The organism is Paenibacillus sp. ALJ109b, assembly GCF_010747435.1.
Lineage (GTDB): Bacteria > Bacillota > Bacilli > Paenibacillales > Paenibacillaceae > Paenibacillus > Paenibacillus taichungensis.
Window position 1 is genome coordinate 102,479 of sequence record NZ_JAAIFP010000023.1, and the last position, 19,171, is coordinate 121,649.

The 19,171-nt window shown below is 45.9% G+C and carries 18 protein-coding genes; 4 read left to right on the top strand and 14 right to left on the bottom strand.

Annotation, left to right across the window (positions count from 1 at the left end; genetic code table 11):
* Window positions 1-50: 50 nt before the first annotated feature.
* From G3352_RS20935 to G3352_RS20975, 9 genes are all read right to left on the bottom strand, one after another.
* Complete coding sequence (locus tag G3352_RS20935; protein ID WP_163759425.1) at window positions 51-1,751, bottom strand: S1C family serine protease; 1,701 nt, start codon at window positions 1,749-1,751, stop codon at window positions 51-53.
* A 148-nt stretch (window positions 1,752-1,899) separates the two neighbouring features.
* Window positions 1,900-2,562 carry a response regulator gene (locus G3352_RS20940; protein WP_163759426.1) on the bottom strand — a complete coding sequence of 221 codons (663 nt, stop codon included), beginning with the start codon at window positions 2,560-2,562 and terminating at the stop codon, window positions 1,900-1,902.
* Complete coding sequence (locus G3352_RS20945) at window positions 2,559-3,596, bottom strand: HAMP domain-containing sensor histidine kinase (protein ID WP_205524977.1); 1,038 nt, start codon at window positions 3,594-3,596, stop codon at window positions 2,559-2,561. The genes G3352_RS20940 and G3352_RS20945 overlap by 4 nt, the downstream gene beginning before the upstream one ends.
* Before the next feature lie 3 nt (window positions 3,597-3,599).
* Window positions 3,600-4,655, bottom strand: coding sequence for a cell wall-active antibiotics response protein LiaF (gene liaF, locus G3352_RS20950; protein WP_163759428.1), 1,056 nt, complete (start codon window positions 4,653-4,655; stop codon window positions 3,600-3,602).
* A 169-nt stretch (window positions 4,656-4,824) separates the two neighbouring features.
* Entirely contained in the window at window positions 4,825-5,046 is a 222-nt protein-coding gene (locus tag G3352_RS20955; protein ID WP_163759431.1) for a hypothetical protein, read from the bottom strand.
* 112 nt (window positions 5,047-5,158) lie between these two features.
* Window positions 5,159-5,692: a 3D domain-containing protein gene (locus G3352_RS31465; RefSeq protein ID WP_413028025.1), complete on the bottom strand. Its 534-nt coding sequence runs from the start codon at window positions 5,690-5,692 to the stop codon at window positions 5,159-5,161.
* 422 nt (window positions 5,693-6,114) lie between these two features.
* Window positions 6,115-8,052 (bottom strand): threonine--tRNA ligase, encoded by a 1,938-nt coding sequence (thrS, locus tag G3352_RS20965; RefSeq protein WP_163759432.1) that lies wholly within the window; start codon window positions 8,050-8,052, stop codon window positions 6,115-6,117.
* A gap of 22 nt (window positions 8,053-8,074) precedes the next feature.
* A complete protein-coding gene (locus G3352_RS20970) occupies window positions 8,075-8,284 on the bottom strand; it encodes a hypothetical protein (protein ID WP_163759434.1) in 210 nt (69 codons plus the stop codon).
* A 193-nt stretch (window positions 8,285-8,477) separates the two neighbouring features.
* The gene (locus G3352_RS20975; protein ID WP_163759437.1) at window positions 8,478-9,422 is read right to left on the bottom strand and encodes a putative sporulation protein YtxC; all 945 of its coding nucleotides are present in this window, start codon (window positions 9,420-9,422) and stop codon (window positions 8,478-8,480) included.
* A gap of 180 nt (window positions 9,423-9,602) precedes the next feature.
* On the opposite strand from G3352_RS20975, the gene G3352_RS20980 reads away from it, so the two are divergent.
* From G3352_RS20980 to G3352_RS20995, 4 genes are all read left to right on the top strand, one after another.
* Window positions 9,603-10,007, top strand: coding sequence for a hypothetical protein (locus tag G3352_RS20980; RefSeq protein WP_076289900.1), 405 nt, complete (start codon window positions 9,603-9,605; stop codon window positions 10,005-10,007).
* A gap of 313 nt (window positions 10,008-10,320) precedes the next feature.
* Window positions 10,321-10,815 carry a cation:proton antiporter regulatory subunit gene (locus tag G3352_RS20985; protein WP_053780467.1) on the top strand — a complete coding sequence of 165 codons (495 nt, stop codon included), beginning with the start codon at window positions 10,321-10,323 and terminating at the stop codon, window positions 10,813-10,815.
* Between the two features lie 4 nt (window positions 10,816-10,819).
* Window positions 10,820-12,058, top strand: a complete 1,239-nt coding sequence (locus tag G3352_RS20990) for a cation:proton antiporter (protein WP_076289901.1) — start codon at window positions 10,820-10,822, stop codon at window positions 12,056-12,058.
* 111 nt (window positions 12,059-12,169) lie between these two features.
* Complete coding sequence (locus G3352_RS20995; protein WP_076289902.1) at window positions 12,170-13,075, top strand: YitT family protein; 906 nt, start codon at window positions 12,170-12,172, stop codon at window positions 13,073-13,075.
* Window positions 13,076-13,176: 101 nt separating this feature from the next.
* Here G3352_RS20995 and G3352_RS21000 read toward each other — a convergent pair whose 3' ends face one another.
* The 5 genes from G3352_RS21000 to G3352_RS21020 all read right to left on the bottom strand — a co-directional run bounded on the left by G3352_RS21000 (window position 13,177) and on the right by G3352_RS21020 (window position 19,169).
* Complete coding sequence (locus G3352_RS21000; protein WP_163759438.1) at window positions 13,177-14,190, bottom strand: zinc-binding alcohol dehydrogenase family protein; 1,014 nt, start codon at window positions 14,188-14,190, stop codon at window positions 13,177-13,179.
* On the bottom strand, window positions 14,187-15,164 hold the full coding sequence (locus G3352_RS21005; protein WP_163759440.1) for an aldo/keto reductase: 978 nt from the start codon (window positions 15,162-15,164) through the stop codon (window positions 14,187-14,189). Before G3352_RS21005 ends, G3352_RS21000 begins: the two co-directional genes overlap by 4 nt.
* A gap of 251 nt (window positions 15,165-15,415) precedes the next feature.
* The gene (gene mqnC, locus G3352_RS21010) at window positions 15,416-16,552 is read right to left on the bottom strand and encodes a cyclic dehypoxanthinyl futalosine synthase (RefSeq protein ID WP_063564227.1); all 1,137 of its coding nucleotides are present in this window, start codon (window positions 16,550-16,552) and stop codon (window positions 15,416-15,418) included.
* A gap of 243 nt (window positions 16,553-16,795) precedes the next feature.
* Window positions 16,796-17,989 (bottom strand): trans-sulfuration enzyme family protein, encoded by a 1,194-nt coding sequence (locus G3352_RS21015; protein ID WP_163759449.1) that lies wholly within the window; start codon window positions 17,987-17,989, stop codon window positions 16,796-16,798.
* Window positions 17,982-19,169, bottom strand: a complete 1,188-nt coding sequence (locus G3352_RS21020; protein WP_163759451.1) for an aminotransferase class I/II-fold pyridoxal phosphate-dependent enzyme — start codon at window positions 19,167-19,169, stop codon at window positions 17,982-17,984. Before G3352_RS21020 ends, G3352_RS21015 begins: the two co-directional genes overlap by 8 nt.
* Window positions 19,170-19,171 lie beyond the last annotated feature (2 nt).

Below are 19,171 nucleotides of genomic sequence, written 5' to 3' on the forward strand. Positions count from 1 at the left end.
TCGAACCCTTCCGCTCTTCTAAACCTTATTCTATAACCCATGTTTCGGCTTTATGGTTGTTGTTGCTGTTGTTGTTGATCCGTCGTTTGTGTAGTATCGTAATCATTTTTGTTGCCGATTTTGATTTTTACATCCATTTTTTTGCCGTCCCGAACAACATTCAGTGTCACTTCACTGCCGATTTCCTGTTTCTTAATGAAATCAATCAAATCCTGACTGGTGTTGTACGCTGTACCATTGGCACCTGTGATGATGTCATAAGCACGCAGGTCTGCTTGGTAAGCAGGGGATTGATAAATCGTGCTGGCTACAACTGAACCTTCAGTGATGTCCGTTCCCATCTGTTTAGCCACTTCAGGTGTGAGGGCCATCAGAGATGCACCAATGAACGGTACGGGCTCTTTGGGAACTTCTTTGTTTTCTTTCAGATATTTAACCGCATCCGAGATTACACTCGAAGGAATGGCAAACCCAATACCCTGTGCATCCGCGCTAACCGCAACGTTCATACCAATGACTTCACCATTCAGGTTAAGCAATGGTCCACCGGAGTTACCAGGATTGATGGAAGCATCCGTTTGTAACAAGTGGCTGTACTCACGGGTTTTGCCTGTTTCTTCGTCCGGAATGCTGATCGTACGTTCTTTTGCACTCAATACACCTGCAGTGACTGTGTGTTCAAATCCTTCCGGGTTACCAATAGCTACAAGCCATTCACCCACTTGTGTGCTGTTGGAATCACCCAGTGGAGCGACAGGGAAAGCATCATCGCCGCTGTTTTTCTCGATTTTCAATACAGCAAGGTCAAGGTCAAAGCTGCTTCCCAGCAATTTCGCTTCATACGGTTTGCTGTTGTTCTCCAGCGTTACCTGAATCACATCTGCACCTTGAACCACGTGTTGGTTCGTCAGGATGTAACCTTCTTTGTCAAAAATAAATCCGGAACCAATGCCGAGTGGAACCAATTGATTGCTGCTTTGTTGCTGTTGCTGCTGATTTTGGCCTTGGTAGCTATCTGTTCCGCCATTGCTTCCATTACCAAAGAAGTATTGGTACAATGGATCACTCATCGTCGAACCACCCTGGCTGTTGCTGCGTGTAGACTGCTTGGCAAGTGTTTCGATTTTGACGACAGCCGGACTTGTACTCGTTACTACTGAGGATACATCCTCTTTGCCCGTTGGCAGTAGTGACGCTGTTACGTTATTGCTGCTACCTGTATTGGTAGGAGAAGATGACTGACTGGAGCTTTCATTTTCTGCACTTGTCAGCGCTTCCTGTGGTGTAAACATGTTTGTTCTGTCCGCTGTGTACATCAGCACTGTAATGACCAGCATCCCGGCGATGAAAGAGAACAGGAGCGATCTTACGGAAGAACGCGGCCGACGGTTATTATAATTCCAATTGCCATTGTTCTTGCCGCCGTTCCCCTGATCTCCTCCGTTGCCACCTGAACCATTGCCGCCGCCTCTGGAGGACGTATTGGCTTGATCAGATGATTCGTTACTGTAATTACTGTAGTAAGTAGGTACGGGCTTCACGGGGTCAGGTCTTGTAATCTCTACATTTCCTTCTTCACGTTGATTAAGTTCCCCATTATGACTTGCTGTATCTTCCTGATTCACGGACTGAAAAGGTCCATAAGAATAATAATAGGAGGAATCGTCCGTCCCGGATGAATTGCGATTCTCCGCTTGTTTAGTTTCATTTTCCTCGTCTTGACGGTTCGCTCTGTAATTACGTTCGTCCATGCCTCTCTACCTCCCAATCTCTTCTTCACAAGAGATATTCTTTAACTGTCCTTATTTTGTACTTTAAACCTTAACCGTACCTTAAAAACAATTAAAAAGGAGATAAAAGCACGCTGTTATAGAACATTTTTCCCGCCAAATCTGCATTCTAACCCTTATTCTTCACCCAACCCTGACGATGAGCGTAGATTGCCAGCTGTGTCCGATCGTCCATTTCACATTTCATCAGCAGATTGCTCACATGGGTTTTGACGGTTTTGATACTAATATGTAGTTCTTCCCCGATGTCCTTATTGGTCTTGCCCTCTGCAATCAGCAAAAGCACTTCTTTTTCCCGTTCCGTCAAGCCGGATTCGTTCTCTCTTGCTGTGCGCTGCCTGATACCACGGGTCAATGCCTGTGATACGTCGCCTGTCATTACAGGCATACCTCGGTATGCTCCTTGCAGAGCATAGATTAACTCTTCAGCAGATACCGTCTTCAGCACATAACTGACTGCTCCGGCTTCAATCGCTTGTACCACAAGGTCATCCTCCAGAAAACTGGTCAGCATTACAATTTTCGTCCCCGGAAATTCAGTCATGATTGCTTGAGTCGCTTCCGCACCATTCATCACCGGCATCATCAAGTCCATAAGAATCAGGTCAGGCAGTTCGTTTTCTCCCAGCTTGCGAAGTTTATTCAATGCATCCTGTCCGTTACTTGCTTCCCCCATCACATGAAATGTGGGTTCCAACATAAGATACGTTTTCAACCCCATTCGCACCATATCATGATCATCTACAATCATTACATTCACTTTCACGCTCATTCCGTTTCCCCCTCTGATTCTTTCGGGAATTTCGGGATAAATACCCGCACCGTCGTCCCCGCTCCCGGCTTCGATATAATCTGAACCTGACCCCCAAGCTTCTCTGCCCGTTCACGCATCGTTGATAATCCGTATGAACCAGGCCGTTCTGCTTGCTGTAAAAACCCTTGACCATCATCGCTAATGCTCATGCTGATCTGATGTTCACTCTCTCGTATGGATAGACTGACCAGACCCGCTTCCGCATGTTTGACCACATTAGCGACCGCTTCCTGAATAACAAGAAACAGCTGGTGCTCGATGGCATCGGAAATTCCGCCATCCAGTTCCAGCTCTTTCACTCCTTTTAAACCATTCTGCCTGCAATAATCCGGGAACCAGCTATCCAGCGCTTCTCCAAGATTTCTTCCCTCCAACTCCACTGGGCGAAGCTGAGCGATAAGCCCACGCATCTGCCGCTGGGCAATATGCGACATCTGAATAAGTTGATCCAGCACTTTGCTGCCATGCTCGGGATTCATCTCCAGCAGACGTGGTAAGGAGGAAGCCGACATATGCATGGCGAAAAGCTGCTGGCTGACCGTATCATGCAAATCTCTTGCCATCCGTTTACGCTCTTCAATTACAGCACGTTCAGATGCCTGTTCCTTTTCAATGACTTCCTGCTCACCAAGCCGCTGAAGCAACCTCATTTTTTTCTCAATCGAATCCATCATGACATTGAATTCCTGATATACCCGCCCAAAGGAGGCATCATCTGCCTCAGGCATACGAACAGCGAGATTGCCCTTGGACACTTTCAGCATGTTGAGATCCAGAAGATCAATCTTGCGTTGAAGCCGTAAGGCGGCAATGTAGCCCGTGATTACGGTAGCCAGGAGCACAACAGCAACATAGGTCCACGCACGCTGACGCCCTGTTCCCATCAGCACTTCCCCGTACAGCAAGTAAAACCCGCCCAAAGTAATGAGTCCGGTCAGCGCAAAATACATCATCAGTTCCCACTTATTTGCTTTGAGAATCGTTCGAATCATGCGTTAACCCACCTTGTTCACTTTGACATCTCCAATAAACACACTAACGACAATCCGTACTTTTTTTCCTGCTTCGCGATAATGCGCCGTTTCAGCCTGAGCACTGCTTAGGAATCCGCCCCGTTTTTGATTTAACAGCGACATGTCTCCAATAAAGGAGTTCGTCGTCACAGTCACACCGAGATCCATATCTTCCGGAACAAATACTTTCACATCCCCGATAAAAGAGGAAATGTTAATCTTCGTCTCACCATAAGGTATTTGTGCCTTCGTCAAATCAATCACCGTATCGCCAATAAATGCCGAAATGTTCATCGGTTTCAGGGAGAACACTTCCTGTCCCATATACATATCACCGATAAATGCCGATTTGTTAATCGTATTCCCATGGCCACCATAATAATTCGGATCATCATCATAGTGGTCATCGTCATCAAATGTTTCATATGCCTTTTTATTTGAACCGTAACCTTTATGCTTGTGATGATGATGTTGATGTTTATGATGGTGTTGATGTCCGTGTGTTTTAGGGTCTTCTTTATCTGTATAAAATGAGCCATGTGAATCATTCTTTTGTTCCTGTTCCGGTTTGCCAAATGTTTTCTCGAACTGTTCGTCAAACGAAGACGGCATTTCCAGGTCCTCAGGGGACAATGGCTTATAAGGTGGCTCCGGTGGAGGAGGCGGTGTCACTTGGTCATGGTGTTTCCGGTCACGACGACGGGGTCCGATCAGAACAAACAATCCCCCACCAATCAGCATTACCGGAATTAGGTAGCGAATGAACTCACCCATGGAGTAATCAATCCACCCCAGATTGCGTGCCAAGAAGTATCCACCAATCGCCAGTACAATGGCGGGTCCAATCAATGCATGACTCCCATTGCGCCGAATTTCGGTTATACCTTTTACACCCCACCAAATCAAAAATAACGGCCAATATGTTCTGAACATGTACCCTATATCTATGTCATAGCCCAATTGCCTGAACAAAATTATTGCGCCAATCGCAATAAGAGGAATGCCAACCCACCAACGGTCACGCGTAGATCGTTTCATCGCTCATGTCTCCTTTGTCTGTATTCTGTATCCAGTTTACATCAGACAAGGTTTGGTTAACAGCGGCGGCAGATGGAATTGATCTCGGTCTCCAGACGGAGACGGAAGGATATTTATGTAAAATATTAAAAACACCCTGGAGCTAATGTCCAGGGTGCTGAAACTTTATTTATTTTTGAAATTTTCCTGCTTTGCCGACTTGGCTTGTTTGCCCTGTTTGACCTGTGTTTTCCACACCAAATTCAGCATTGAATTTTTCATCAGGTGTTTTGAAATTTTCCTGTACTTTGTTTTGCTCGGATTGTTTTACTTTGCTTGCTACATTTTCTTGTCCAAACTCCTCATTGTACTTCTCGTTTGGTGTTTGGAATCCTTGGGATTTCTTAGCCACAACGATCACCTCTCTCTTCATATTTACATTGCATGTCTGCAACGCGGGGTTTGTCCCCAGAGAGTATTATGTGAAGAGTGAGCGTACGTTATTCATGTATTAAAATTCATCATTAAACAGCCTTGTCCAGCCATGCATCCGGTACGGATTTGTACACATCGATGGCTTCGGATAACTCTTCCAGCATTTTTTCAGTACATTTTCCGGCACCTTGTTTGATCACCTGTACTTCGACGTCCTTTTTGCCCCATTCTTTATACACTTGCTTTGTTGTAGGGAAATAAAGATCAATTTTATTGCCCTTGATTGCCGAGCCCGTATCAGCAACGATGCCGTAACCGTAACCGGGAATATATAAAATGGAGCCCAGCGGAAACAGCTTTGGATCAGCTGCAATCGTTGATACCGTTTCTTTATCACGGCGCACCTTTACACCGGAATACGTGATTCCGTATTGAGGATGTTTTGGACCTTTTCCGGTTGATTCCACCCCTGCAGTGTATCCCGTAGCCGTCACCTTATGCGTATCCAACACCTGTTCTGTTCGCGGAGCGAGCACCGGCATGGACGGGTCAACTGCGATGTGCTTCTCTGGAATTTCCGGTCGCGGAATGACAATAGGCTGCGGTGACCATAAAAAGCCCATATATACCAAGGTTGTAAGTTGAGCCTGATCACTGTATTCATACACTGCCGTTTCTGGCTGTATGCCCTTAAGCTCATCTGAAGTTTCGCTGTGCCGATTCTCCACATACATGACTTCATTTTCCTCTTCAAAGGTATATGCTTCTGCCTGATTCCAGCCCAAGACTATTCCAGAGAGCACAACACAGCAAGAGATGATGAACCTTATGTTTTTCTTTTGAATTAAGAATTGCTTTTTCATTATAGAACCTCCCCCTTACTGCAAAGGTTTTCCAAAATGAAAAAATTCTATACTTTTCACCTATTAAGGCTTTTAAACTTGATGTCCAGAAAACCTTAAAACAACAAAAAACCGTCCGAACCATTGGATTTTACTCCAATATGATTCAAACGGTTTTCTATTATAGAAGCCACAATTCAGGATTACACCAGTCTTGTTGCAATCTCTTCTTTAAGTTGGGCTACAATTTCGTCCACAGGTTTCATGCCGAGATCGCCTTCTCCACGTTTCCGCACAGATACACCCTCTGCATTACGTTCATTTTCACCAACGACGAACATGTAAGGCATTTTCTCAAGCTGTGCTTCACGGATTTTATAACCAAGCTTCTCGTTACGCAGATCCGCTTCAGCAGAAATACCTGCACGTTTCAACTTCGCTTCCACTTCACGTGCATAGTCATCGAAGTTGCCGGATACCGGAATAACCTTCGCCTGTACAGGAGACAACCACAGCGGCAGAGCCCCTGCAAAGTTCTCCAGCAAGAATGCAGTGAAACGCTCCATCGTACTGATTACACCGCGGTGGATAACGACCGGACGATGTTTCTGCCCATCATCTCCCACATATTCAAGCTCAAACCGCTCTGGCAAGAGGAAGTCCAATTGAACGGTAGACAAGGTCTCTTCTTTGCCCAGTGCTGTCTTGATCTGAACGTCCAGTTTTGGGCCATAGAATGCCGCTTCGCCTTCTGCTTCATAGAATGGAAGGTTAAGTTCTTCCACAACTTCACGCAGCATGCGTTGGGACATCTCCCACATCTCGTCGTTCTGGAAATATTTCTCGGTATCCTGAGGATCGCGGTAGGACAAACGGAAACGATATTCGTGAATGCCGAAATCTTTATAAACCGTTTGAATTAGCTCAATAACACGAGCAAATTCTTCCTTGATCTGATCCGGGCGTGCGAATATGTGAGAATCGTTCAGTGTCATCGCACGTACACGGTGCAGACCTGTCAACGCGCCCGACATTTCGTAACGATGCATCATGCCAAGCTCAGCAATCCGGATCGGCAGATCACGGTAGCTGTGCATGCTGGACTTGTACACCATCATGTGGTGAGGACAGTTCATTGGACGAAGAACGAGTTCCTCATTGTCCATAACCATTTTAGGGAACATGTCTTCCTGATAGTGCTCCCAGTGTCCGGATGTTTTGTACAACTCAACGTTACCAAGCACCGGTGTGTATACATGCTGATATCCGAGGCTCTCTTCCAGATCCACGATATAACGCTCCAACGTCCGGCGTAGCTTCGCACCGTTAGGCAACCAGATTGGCAGGCCTTGTCCAACCAGTTGGGAGAATGTGAAGATTTCGAGTTCCTTACCCAATTTACGGTGATCCCGTTTACGTGCTTCTTCCAGGAAGTGCAAATGCTCATCAAGCTGTGCTTTTTTCACAAAAGCTGTACCGTAAATACGTTGCAGCATTTTGTTTTTGCTATCTCCACGCCAGTAAGCACCGGCAACATTCATCAGTTTGAATACTTTGATTTTGCTGGTGGATGGTACGTGTGGTCCACGACACAAGTCGAAGAATTCACCTTGCTCATAAATAGTGATAACACTGTCTTCTGGTAAGTCACGAATCAATTCGAGCTTGTAAGGATCGCCCACTTCTTCGAAGATTTTGATCGCTTCCTCGCGGCTAACTTCCTTACGTACAATTGGCAAGTTCTCATTAACAATACGTTCCATTTCCTTCTCGATCTTTTGTAGATCTTCGGGATTGAGCGGTTGCTCCAGATCCATATCATAGTAGAAACCATCTTCAATGACAGGACCAACGCCAAGATGTACCTCTTTGTTTCCATATAAACGCTTCACAGCTTGAGCGAGCAAGTGAGCTGTACTGTGACGCATCACTTCCAGACCTTCTGATGAATCCAGTGTTACGATCTCCACCAATGCTCCCTCATGAAGTGTTGTGGACAAGTCCACTACGATTCCATCCAGTTTGCCGGCTACGGCATTTTTGCGAAGTCCGCTGCTGATCGAAGCTGCCACATCTTCAATGCTGCTTCCGTCGGCATACTCACGAACTGAACCATCGGGTAGTTTAATGTTAACTGCCATTTGTCTCATTCCTCCTGTAAATTCAACCTCTGTCCATGTATTTCATGGATGGATAATCTATTGCTGTTCCTGCGATTTTTGCAAAGGAACGCAAAAAACACCCGTCCCGGCAAAGGGACGAGTGTTGTATACTCTCGTGGTTCCACCCTAATTCAGCTGCTTCATCCATATTGGAAGTACAGCCCTCATTGGCATGACGGTAACGGGCATGACCCGGCATATCCTTACTCATGGATGACTACCTGTATTATAGAGGCAATATTTATATCCACTTTCAAAACTGCAGCTCCAAAGGGGTAAACCAAACGTGGCATCCGGAGGAAATTTCAGCCTGGTTCCCTCTCTCTGCACCGACCGTGCGTATGGCTCTTGTCTTTGTCAACGCTTTTGTTTATTGTTCCATAACAACTCAAATAAATCATGGATCAACAGTTATTATAATTGCCGATATCACTTGCGTCAAGACCTGTCAACAATCCGGAGCGCAGTACTTCACACTCAGGACAATGATGGCATAATTGCACCTTGTCTTCAAAAATCTGACGGATCGTAGAGATAATAGGCAGATCTGGAGTGCGTGTATGCAGCATAACCTTTTCAGGTGAGATGGAGATCAGCGTACTCACGATCATATCTTCGATATCCATTTCCAATTCAAGTCCTGGCATCTCCACGACGACCTGTTCATCCTTTTGTACGGGCAGCACATTAAGCGCAGCATCCAATACTTGAAATTCATGTAATCCTTTGTGTATCAAATGCACAAGAGGTACTTTCGCCTCCTGAAAGAACACAAAATATTTGAGCAGCCCCATAAACTCTTCATATTGACGATCCATCCAGAATTCATCCAGCGCATATTCTACCAGCTCATGAAGTTCCTGCTTATATGGCCGAATCCGGAAATTAAGAATGCCCTCAAGATGAAAAAAATGCACCTCTTCCAAATCCTGCTTCAATCCATTGGCCAAAGTGTTACGGCGACGCTCGCGCAGGCCTGGCTGATCCAAGTCACCATTGAATAATAAAGGCATGCATATCCGGTTTACCTTCTCCACCTCATGTTCATCCATGACTGAGCAGGCCTTTGAGATCATCTCTTCCACCATAATACGTTCACGCGTATCCATAATGAAATCTGCAAGTCCATTGGCAAGCAAATCACTGATCTGAGGCAGCCACTGCTGGAAGTCAGCGTGATTCTCATTTCCTTTACACACCCAGGCCGCTCTTCCGTCAATATGTTTGAAGGTGAGCCGAAATCCTCTTTTACTTATATGTAAACCTTTGGTTTTTTCCTTCACACAACGATAAAATTGATCTGCTTCCTCCTGCCCTGATACATCGGTCCATACGGCGAACAGTTCCATAAGAATCACTCCTTTCCTTCCTGTTCAAAGTATATGGCAAGGCCCATAGGGATATACGAAGCGGATTGATGGAAAGCGTGTCATGATTTCTCAGTATATTATCAATCTGTTTGGAGTTAAGACAAAAATGTGTTATTATTTTTATAACAGTATGTTTCACGGAAAAGGGGGGAAGCCAAAATGAGACAACAACCAAGAATACTCCGTTACGCTTTTATTATCATTTTGTGTGTATTCCAAGCGTTGTCCTTCCCTATTCCGATGCAGTCGGAATCCGCTGTCGAGGTAACCGTTGAGACGACTTCCAACAAGGAAGTGCTTGTCCACACATTGGAGTCTCAGCAGAAACCTGCCATTCGCAAGTACCCACAAGTCATGTCGAAGTTGATTGCGGTCACGCATAACAAACCTGTCTTTCTTGTGCTCGCTTTGTTGCTAATGCTGCGAATTCCTACACCGCGTCTGCCCTTTAAACCGTTGATTTGTCTGTTTAAACGCAGATTATTTCTGCTACCCATCAAATTCACCAGTATGTATGTATCTCCCACCCCTATAGCACCAATTTACGTGAACGCTCTTAGCTAGCCGTTACACCGTAATTTAGGTTGCTTTGCATGGAGACACCTCTGTCTGTGAGACGGTGTGCTTGTGCATAACTTTTAGCCCTTTTAGCAAATGTTAGATATCGATCAGTTTTATTTGGCAACACCTATTTGTTAACGTCTATTTTGTTATCCCCATTTTCATTAAAAATTCACAACACAAGGCTGTGTGTCAGGAGTCCCTGGCTCTGTTTACCCGCATCATTTAATGTTCCTAAGCGCAACAGTTCATTCTATTTTCGGGAAATAAGCCTGTCTTCTGTGGCCAGCCTTCAATATAAGGAGGCATACTATCCATGGATGTACGCGAAACAGATTTGCCGGGAATCGGCAAGAAATTCCAGATTGAAACGAGCAGTGGAGATAAAATTATTGTCATTATTCACGATGACGGTCGCCGGGAAATGTACCATTTTGAGTACGATGATCCAGACCAAAGCATCTCCATGATTACGCTGGATGACTATGAAGCAAGACAGATTGCTGCCATCGTTGGTGGATTGACCTATAAACCAAAGCAGCTTGAAAATATTGAAGTAACGTTTGACGATCTGATTATTGAATGGTACAAAATTGAGCCATCCTACGGATGTATCGGTAAATCTATTGGTGAACTGGACGTACGTCAAAACTCAGGGGCAACGGTTATTGCCGTTGTAGAGAAGAATCACAAAAAACATATCAGCCCCGGTCCGGAGGTCGTGATTAGTGCAGAGTCTACGGTAGTAGCCGTTGGCGAACGCAATCAGCAGAAACTGTTTAAATCCCTCCTCCTGACTGGAAGGGGGTAAATAGATGGATCATTTGATATTCGAAGTAGGTCTGGCCCTTGTGCTCATTGCGGCAGCCGGCCTTTTATCGGCAAAACTAAGATTTTCGGTCGTTCCGTTTTATATTCTGATCGGGATGGCTGTTGGGCCACATGCTATGAAAATCTGGCATCTGGACTTCCGCTTTATTGAGAGTCAGCCTTTTATTGAATTTATGGGCCGGATCGGTATCCTGTTCCTTCTCTTCTACCTTGGACTTGAATTCTCGGTAGGTCGTTTAATTAAATCGGGTCGCTCTATTGCAGTTGGCGGCTCGATCTACATCGGCATTAACTTTACGCTGGGATTAATATTCGGTTTTATGTCCGGTTTCCCAGTTGCAGAAGCACTTATTATCGCAGGTATAACTACCATCTCTTCCAGTGCCATCGTGGCCAAGGTACTCGTGGATTTGAAACGAACGGCCAATCCGGAAACAGAGATGATATTGGGTATTATTATGTTCGAAGATGTATTCCTCGCTGTATATATCTCGATCTTGTCCGGACTTGTGCTTAGTGATTCATCCTCCATCGGAGGCGTCATCATGTCCGCACTTATTGCTCTCGGATTCATGCTTATCGTGATTATCCTTGGACGCAAAGCAACACCGCTACTAAACAAATTGCTTAAAATTCGATCGAATGAGCTATTCTCTCTCGTTGTATTCGGAGCCTTGTTCCTGGTAGCCGGCTTCTCTGAAACCATTCATGTTGCCGAAGCGATTGGTGCATTACTGGTTGGTCTGGTGCTTGCTGAAACAGAACACGCAAAACGGATTGAGCACTTGATTCTACCGTTCCGTGACTTCTTCGGAGCAATCTTCTTCTTCAGCTTTGGATTGTCCATTGATCCGTTGTCCTTGGGTGGCGAAGCCGTATGGTTAGCTCTGATTGCAGTTGTTATTACATTGTTCGGTAACTTCCTGGCAGGTATGATGGCCGGACGCAGTGCAGGACTATCGCCCAAAGCATCGGCGAATATTGGATTAACCATTGTGTCACGGGGTGAATTTTCCATCATATTGGCCAACATGGGTAAAGCCGGGGGACTGTTGCCAATGATTCAACCGTTTGCCGCGCTCTATGTCCTAATTCTGGCCATTCTGGGTCCTTTATTAACCAAAGAATCCAAACATGTATTCCGTTTATTGGACAAAATATTCAAGTTCAAGGATCCTCGGAAAAAGAAAGAAGAACCGAAGGTTTTACAGAAAGAAGGGTAACCCCCTTGTCTGTTCAGACAGACAACGTATCGTAATCGCGGCTCTACCGCCGATCTTTCTGTGATTAACCCAGGGAGAATTGCACGAAAGCCGCACAAAGGAGGATGACCTATGAAAGCACCTCTGATATCGGCTAATCCGGTGCCACAAACCGCCAAGACCAGATTATCATCTGCCCGTCGCATGTTGAATTTATTGTTTGTAATAGCGGGTGGAATTCTGGCCTCCGTGGGACTTGAATTGTTTCTACATCCCAATAAGATCATTATTGGAGGCATTACAGGCATCTCTTCGTTGTTCGCCCACTGGACCGAAATGAGGATTGGTTTGTTCCTGTTTTTGTTCAACGTTCCATTTATTTTTCTGTCCTATAGACTCGTGCAAAAGAAATTCGTACTGGTCACTGTTCTGGGTTTGGTTGTCTTTTCGATTGGTGCCATTGTGCTTCATCCCATGCCGCCGCTTGTCGAGCACCCGCTGGCTGCCGCCATGTTTGGCGGATTATGTCTCGGTCTAGGAATCGGTCTAGTCGTGCGGTATGGTGGGACACTGGATACGCTGGAAATCGGTGATCCGTCCTCCCGTCCACCTGAACGTGTATTTAGCGGGAAACGGATGCTTATCGAAAAAATAATCATGCTGCTCAACTTGTTGATTCTAACCGCCGCTGGTGTTGTCTTCGGTTGGGATCAAGCGATGTACTCGGTAATTGCTTATCTCATTGCATATGAAATGGTGTATATTGCATTCCGCGGATTCACAGCTAAGCGCAAAATATGTATTTTAACCACACAAAGCGCTCAAGTTGAAAAAGCCATCCGTAAACGGCTGCGCCGTGAACCTGGAACATTGGATCCTTCAGCGGATTCAGGACACCCTGCTGTAGCTGAAGGTTGGATCCAACACGTTCCGGGAGCACTCTACTATGAGATTCATTTCCTTGAAATGATCTGGCTCAAATCCATTGTGCGTCATATTGATCCACATGCAGGTATTGTGACGAACCCGGAAAAATAATCAAGATTTCTATAGGCTAGGCGCACAAAAACTCTCTCTGATTTCCCATGGATGTTAACCATTCATTCAGGATCAGAGAGAGTTTTTTTCAGTTATTCTTTTTATAACTCCACTATCGCTTTCACTACATGCGAATCCGGTTGTAACCAGGTGTCGATCGAATCAGGCAATTGATCAAAACTCGTCCGGTGTGTAATGTAGCCGTCCATGTTCAACTTCTTCTCCCGTAAGATCGACATGACCTGTTCAAAATCTTCCCGTGTGGCGTTTCGGCTACCTAAAATGCTCATCTCACGCTTGTGAAAGTCTGGATCATGAAAGGAAATATCGGCTTTGACCAGTCCAACAAAGATTAATTGTCCACCATGAGCCACGTACTCGATGGCATTATTCATCGATTGCATGTTTCCTGTTGCATCAAAGACAGCCGTCGCATAGTCCCCATTCGTGATTTCAGCAACTTGCTGTGCCGCTTGTTCATTGGCCTGAACCATAGCATCCACTCCGGCCCATGTGCGGCTAAGTTCCAGCCTGTCCAGATTCCGGTCAATAGCAATGACCCGAGCACCCGCCTGTTTGGCAAATGCCATCACACCCAGACCAATAGGTCCAGCTCCAACGACAACAACCTGTTCACCAGGCCTTAGGGCTGCTCTTCTGACCGCGTGAGCACCAATACTGAGCGGTTCTACCATCGCAGTTTCATCCAGTGTAAGTCCTTCAGCTTGGATCAGATGGGAGACAGGCACAACGATTCTCTCTCGCATGCCGCCGTCCACGTGTACACCCATCACCTGCATGGACACACAACAATTCGTCTTCCCTGATCGACAAGCGATACAATGACCACAATGCAAATATGGAATAATACTAACCTGATCTCCCTTCTTCAGTCCCGCTTCATTGTCCCCAATTTCTTCAATAATTCCTGCAAGCTCATGACCCAGTACACGAGGATAGGTGAAAAAAGGCTGATTACCTTTGTAGGCATGCAGATCTGTGCCACAGATTCCAATTCGGCGGATGGTTACCAGCGCCTGATTCTCGTTTCTTTCAGGTTCAGCTATGTCTCGCAACGCCAAACGATTTATTTCTTCACATATAACAGCTCTCATTCCTGTTCCCCCTCGGATGATGCTTGTGACTTCATGTTATGTTCAATGTTATATTCAGGGCGTCCGCTGGCCCAGCTTTCATTACGAATTGGAGCCAGAATACGCAGCACCTCTGATAACAGTTCCTGGTCTAATGGTTCCTCAATCCAGGCTGCATTGTTGCGGATATTATGTTCACTTGCACTGCTGACCAGTGTTGTTGGAATCCGTTCATTGGCTGTTGCAAATTGCACGGCAAGCTTCGCAATATCAGTGCCCTGTTCCGCGCAGAACCGCGCCGCTTGCAGGCAAATCTGCTTCACGCGATCATCTGCCGGGTGCCAGGCTGGAGCTCCTCTTGTGCTTAATAAGCCCATAGAAAGAGGCGAAGCATTCACAAGGCCAACTTCTTTCTTTTCCAAAAGCGGCAGCAAGGACAGCAGTGAAGTATCATTTAATGCATAATGGCAGTAGGAAATGATGGCATCGGCATCAATCTGTGGCAACACTGTTTCGAATAACGTCAGCGGTAAGCCACAAATCCCTGCATGGCGAATGACTCCCTGCTCTTTCAGGCGAAGCAAGGTTGGGAAAGCTTCTTCAATAATAATATCGGCCGGGACAAACTCAATGTCATGCAAGAACAGGATATCGATATAATCGGTATGCAGTCGATCCAGACTCTCTTGTACACTATCATGTATCCGCTTACGCGAAAAATCAAATGCATTCTCCCCATAACGTCCAGCCTTGGTCGACAACGTAAACGAACTACGTGGCAAACTACGGATGGCTTCTCCAAGCACCGATTCAGCCTTCGTTAATCCATAATAGGGCGAAACATCTATATAGTTCATCCCTGCATCTACAGCGGCGTGAACCGTACGAACACCCTCACCTCGGTCAATATCACGAAATACTGAACCTAGAGAGGATGCTCCAAAGCTCAGTACAGGTACTTCCAGTTCCGTCTTACCAAGTCTTCTTGTTTTCATCGGCCTGCCCCTTCCCAGCATGTCTGCTTACTCACGTGTCCTTTCATTGTAACAGTTGAATTTCAAACTAAAATATCGCCAAATGTGTAATATGTACTGTTTAATGATCTGTGAATAATCGCTTGGTGTGAAGTGAAATTAAAAAGTCCGCCGATTCCCCTTATAAAGAGTAATCGACGGACTTCATATCCACACTGACTGAATGATCTTATCCATTCATTTCATCAGCGTGAGGTGCTATAAAATAAAAATTAGTTCTGCATTACAAAATCTTGTTGAATGGCATTATTCTCATCAAACGTCCGCAGGATATCATATCTCGTGTTACGCTGTGCTGGAATATAACCGGACTCCCGAATCAGTTGCGTAATGGAACCAATGTTGACTTTGTACGTTGCGCCTGCAGCAGATACCACGTTCTCTTCAATCATGGTGCTACCAAAGTCGTTGCAGCCAAATTCAAGTGATTTTTTGCCGACTTCAGGTCCCATCGTTACCCATGAGGATTGAATGTTTTTGATGTTGTCCAATACCAGTCGACTGATCGCTACCGTCTTCAGGTACTCTTCTGGCGTCTGACGTTCCAACTTCAGATTCGTATTATCCGGTTGGAATGTCCAAGGAATGAACGCCAGGAATCCTTCGGAATCATACTTGTTCGCAATGCACTCATCCTGAGCTTCACGTACACGAAGCAGATGCAGTGCGCGCTCTTCCATCGTTTCACCAAGACCGATAACCATCGTTGCCGTTGTGTTCATACCGATACGGTGAGCTGTCTGCATAACGTCCATCCAATCGCGCCATGAACCTTTCAAACGGCTGATTTTGCGGCGTGTACGGTCATCCAGGATTTCGGCACCACCACCAGGCAGGGAATCGAGTCCCGCTTCGTGAATTGCACGTACAACCTCTTCCAGAGTAAGACCGTCGGACACTTCAACCATTTTCATGATTTCGGCTGGCGAGAAGGAGTGCATTGTAATATTAGGGAAACGCTCCTTGATCGCTTTGAGCAGGTCGGTGTAATAACTAAACGGCAGATTCGGATTCGTACCGCCTTGCATCAGAATCTCGGTACCATTCACGTCTTCGGTTTCTTGGATCTTCTGGAAGATGACTTCATCGGGAAGTACATATCCTTCGTCAGAGCCAGGTCTGCGGTAGAAAGCACAAAAACGGCAGTACACATCACACACGTTCGTGTAGTTGACGTTACGCCCAATTACAAAAGTTCTGTATGGTTCGGGGTGCATGCGTTTTACAATCACATTGGCGGCTGCCCCGATTTTGTCTACTTCATTTGATTCAAACAGCTGAATCGTGTCTTCCAAGTCCAAACGTTCGCCCCGAAGGGCTTTATCTAAGATACGGTCTACCGTACTCATCGTAAAAAAGCCTCCCTCATGAAGAGAAAATATAATCACGATCCGTCCCAACTTGCTCATATAGATGAAAGTTTTGGTGGCAACATCGCATTTCTGTACTCCACATATCGTAACACAGGTTACATGTGAAAAAAAGCACCTTATGATAAGGTGCTTTAAAAATTAATAAAAATGTTTACATATGCCATCTATTTCATTTCTTTTTCAGCGGGCTCTAACACCCGTGTTTCAATACTATCTACTCTACGAGTCCTGAAGTGCCTGATCCAGATCTGCAATCAGGTCATCGATGTCTTCCAGACCTACCGAGAAGCGCAGTAATCCGTCAGTTATACCTCGATCACGGCGAACCTCAGCCGGCATAGCCGCATGAGACATCATCGCAGGATAAGACAAGATACTTTCAACCGCACCCAAACTCACGGCAACAATTGGCAATTTCACACGGTTGAGTACAGCCTTGGCACGATCTCCCGAACCAACGTCAAACGAAACGACTGCGCCGTATCCGCTTGACTGACGTTCATGAGCTTCACGGCCGGGATGATCCAGCAGCCCCGGATAAAATACAGCCGTAATATCACTGCGTCCACTAAGCCAAGCAGCCAGCTTCGCTGTGCTTTGTTCACTGTGTGCCATGCGCGCACCCAAAGTTTTCATGCCACGCATCAGCAGCCAGGATTCCTGGGCACCAAGCACGGTTCCAAGTCCATTCTGCAATTGTTTTAGCTGTGTACCCAATGAATCCGTACGAGCAACGGCTAAACCTGCCAGCACATCACTGTGTCCGCCAAGAAACTTGGTCGCACTATGTACGACAATATCCACACCAAGCTCGATCGGACGTTGGTAATAAGGCGTCATGAAGGTGTTATCAAGAATGGAGATTAGCTCATGTTCCTGTGCCCAGGAAGTGACAGCAGCAATATCCGTGATCCGCAGTGTCGGGTTGGATGGTGTCTCCATATAGACTGCCTTCGTGTTCGGTTTGAGCGCTGCCTTTACTTCCTCAATATTGGTCATATCCACAAAGGTAGTCTCAATCTGCATCCGGCTCAGAATGGAAGTAAGTAGTCGATACGTTCCTCCATATACATCTTCCGTCACAATCATATGATCGCCTGCCGAGAACATCATGAATACACTGGAGATGGCAGCCATTCCTGAGGAATAGGCAAATCCGCGTGCCCCACCTTCCAATAATGTAATGTAATCCTCCAATGCCTGACGAGTCGGGTTACCGGAACGACTATAATCATGTTGAGGTGGATTAAAAATATCAAAATGATGGAATGTGGAGGCCTGGTAAATTGGCACACTGGAAGCCCCAGTGGTTTTATCGATTTCGTCACCGAAATGCAGCAGCTTGGTATCGAACTTCAGGTCGGAATGAACATTCCGTTCATGATTTTTGGCATTATTGTTTTGCTCACTCATGATGCGTTCCCCCTTCTATCTCCTGCTGTGCAGCTGTGAGTGCATTGCCCAGATCGGCAATCAGATCTTCGGCGTGCTCGATCCCTACAGAGAAGCGCAACAGACGGTCATCTACACCTACCGCGTCACGAATTTCAATCGGAATATCCGCATGGGTCTGTACCGCAGGATAAGTCATCAATGACTCTACACCCCCGAGGCTTTCCGCAAAAGCAATCAGTTTGATGTGACGAAGCAATGGTTCAACATAACGAGCATCCTTTACTTTGAAAGAGAAAATGCCTGTATTTCCACTGGATTGTTTATTCTGTATTTCAAATCCGGGATGATCCGACAAACCAGGATGATACACTTCATTAACGGCTGGGTGCTCCAAAAGGTACTTGGCAATCGTCAAAGCATTATACTCATGCCGCTCCATGCGAAGAGCAAGTGTCTTCATGCCTTTCATCAGCTGATAGGAGTCGCTTGGAGACAACACTGCTCCAATAGAATTGTGCAGGAATGCCATTTCGGCCGACAATTCTTCCCCTTTGGTAATAATTAATCCGGCAAGTACATCATTATGACCACCCAGATACTTCGTGGCACTATGGATGATGATATCAGCACCGAGTTCAATTGGACGCTGGAAGAACGGAGTCAGTAGTGTATTATCCACAATGGTCAGCAAGTTGTGGCTCTTGGCCCAGGAGCATACCGCTTCCACATCCGTAATCATCATCAATGGATTGGTTGGTGTCTCAATAAATACCGCTTTTGTATTGGGCTGACAAATACTTTCCAGAGCTGCCAAGTCATTGGTATCTACGTAACTTGCTGTCACACCAAATCGAGACAGGATGCGTTCAAGCAAACGATACGTTCCGCCGTACAGATCCAGCGATACAATCAGATGATCCCCTTGTCCGAATAAAGCGAAAATCGTTTGCAAAGCAGCCATTCCAGAGCTACAGGCAAAACCTGCATCACCAGATTCCAACGCTGCCGCTGCTTCTTCCAACACTTTACGGGTTGGATTGGTCGTACGAATATAATCAAATCCCGTGCTTTGTCCAAGCTTTGGGTGGCGAAACGCAGTGGATTGATAGATCGGAAAATTAATGGCGCCCGTTACCGGTTCATTGATAGACCCAATTTGGGCCAATCGACTTTCGATTTTCAACTTGTTGTCTTCCATTG

Coding starts and splice junctions, on each gene's coding strand:
- G3352_RS20935 (WP_163759425.1), bottom strand. CDS start 1,751: ATGGACGAACGTAATTACAGAGCGAACCGTCAAGACGAGGAAAATGAA.
- G3352_RS20940 (WP_163759426.1), bottom strand. CDS start 2,562: ATGAGCGTGAAAGTGAATGTAATGATTGTAGATGATCATGATATGGTG.
- G3352_RS20945 (WP_205524977.1), bottom strand. CDS start 3,596: ATGATTCGAACGATTCTCAAAGCAAATAAGTGGGAACTGATGATGTAT.
- liaF (WP_163759428.1), bottom strand. CDS start 4,655: ATGAAACGATCTACGCGTGACCGTTGGTGGGTTGGCATTCCTCTTATT.
- G3352_RS31465 (WP_413028025.1), bottom strand. CDS start 5,692: ATGGGCTTTTTATGGTCACCGCAGCCTATTGTCATTCCGCGACCGGAA.
- thrS (WP_163759432.1), bottom strand. CDS start 8,052: ATGGCAGTTAACATTAAACTACCCGATGGTTCAGTTCGTGAGTATGCC.
- G3352_RS20970 (WP_163759434.1), bottom strand. CDS start 8,284: ATGAGTAAGGATATGCCGGGTCATGCCCGTTACCGTCATGCCAATGAG.
- G3352_RS20975 (WP_163759437.1), bottom strand. CDS start 9,422: ATGGAACTGTTCGCCGTATGGACCGATGTATCAGGGCAGGAGGAAGCA.
- G3352_RS20980 (WP_076289900.1), top strand. CDS start 9,603: ATGAGACAACAACCAAGAATACTCCGTTACGCTTTTATTATCATTTTG.
- G3352_RS20985 (WP_053780467.1), top strand. CDS start 10,321: ATGGATGTACGCGAAACAGATTTGCCGGGAATCGGCAAGAAATTCCAG.
- G3352_RS20990 (WP_076289901.1), top strand. CDS start 10,820: ATGGATCATTTGATATTCGAAGTAGGTCTGGCCCTTGTGCTCATTGCG.
- G3352_RS20995 (WP_076289902.1), top strand. CDS start 12,170: ATGAAAGCACCTCTGATATCGGCTAATCCGGTGCCACAAACCGCCAAG.
- G3352_RS21000 (WP_163759438.1), bottom strand. CDS start 14,190: ATGAGAGCTGTTATATGTGAAGAAATAAATCGTTTGGCGTTGCGAGAC.
- G3352_RS21005 (WP_163759440.1), bottom strand. CDS start 15,164: ATGAAAACAAGAAGACTTGGTAAGACGGAACTGGAAGTACCTGTACTG.
- mqnC (WP_063564227.1), bottom strand. CDS start 16,552: ATGAGTACGGTAGACCGTATCTTAGATAAAGCCCTTCGGGGCGAACGT.
- G3352_RS21015 (WP_163759449.1), bottom strand. CDS start 17,989: ATGAGTGAGCAAAACAATAATGCCAAAAATCATGAACGGAATGTTCAT.
- G3352_RS21020 (WP_163759451.1), bottom strand. CDS start 19,169: ATGGAAGACAACAAGTTGAAAATCGAAAGTCGATTGGCCCAAATTGGG.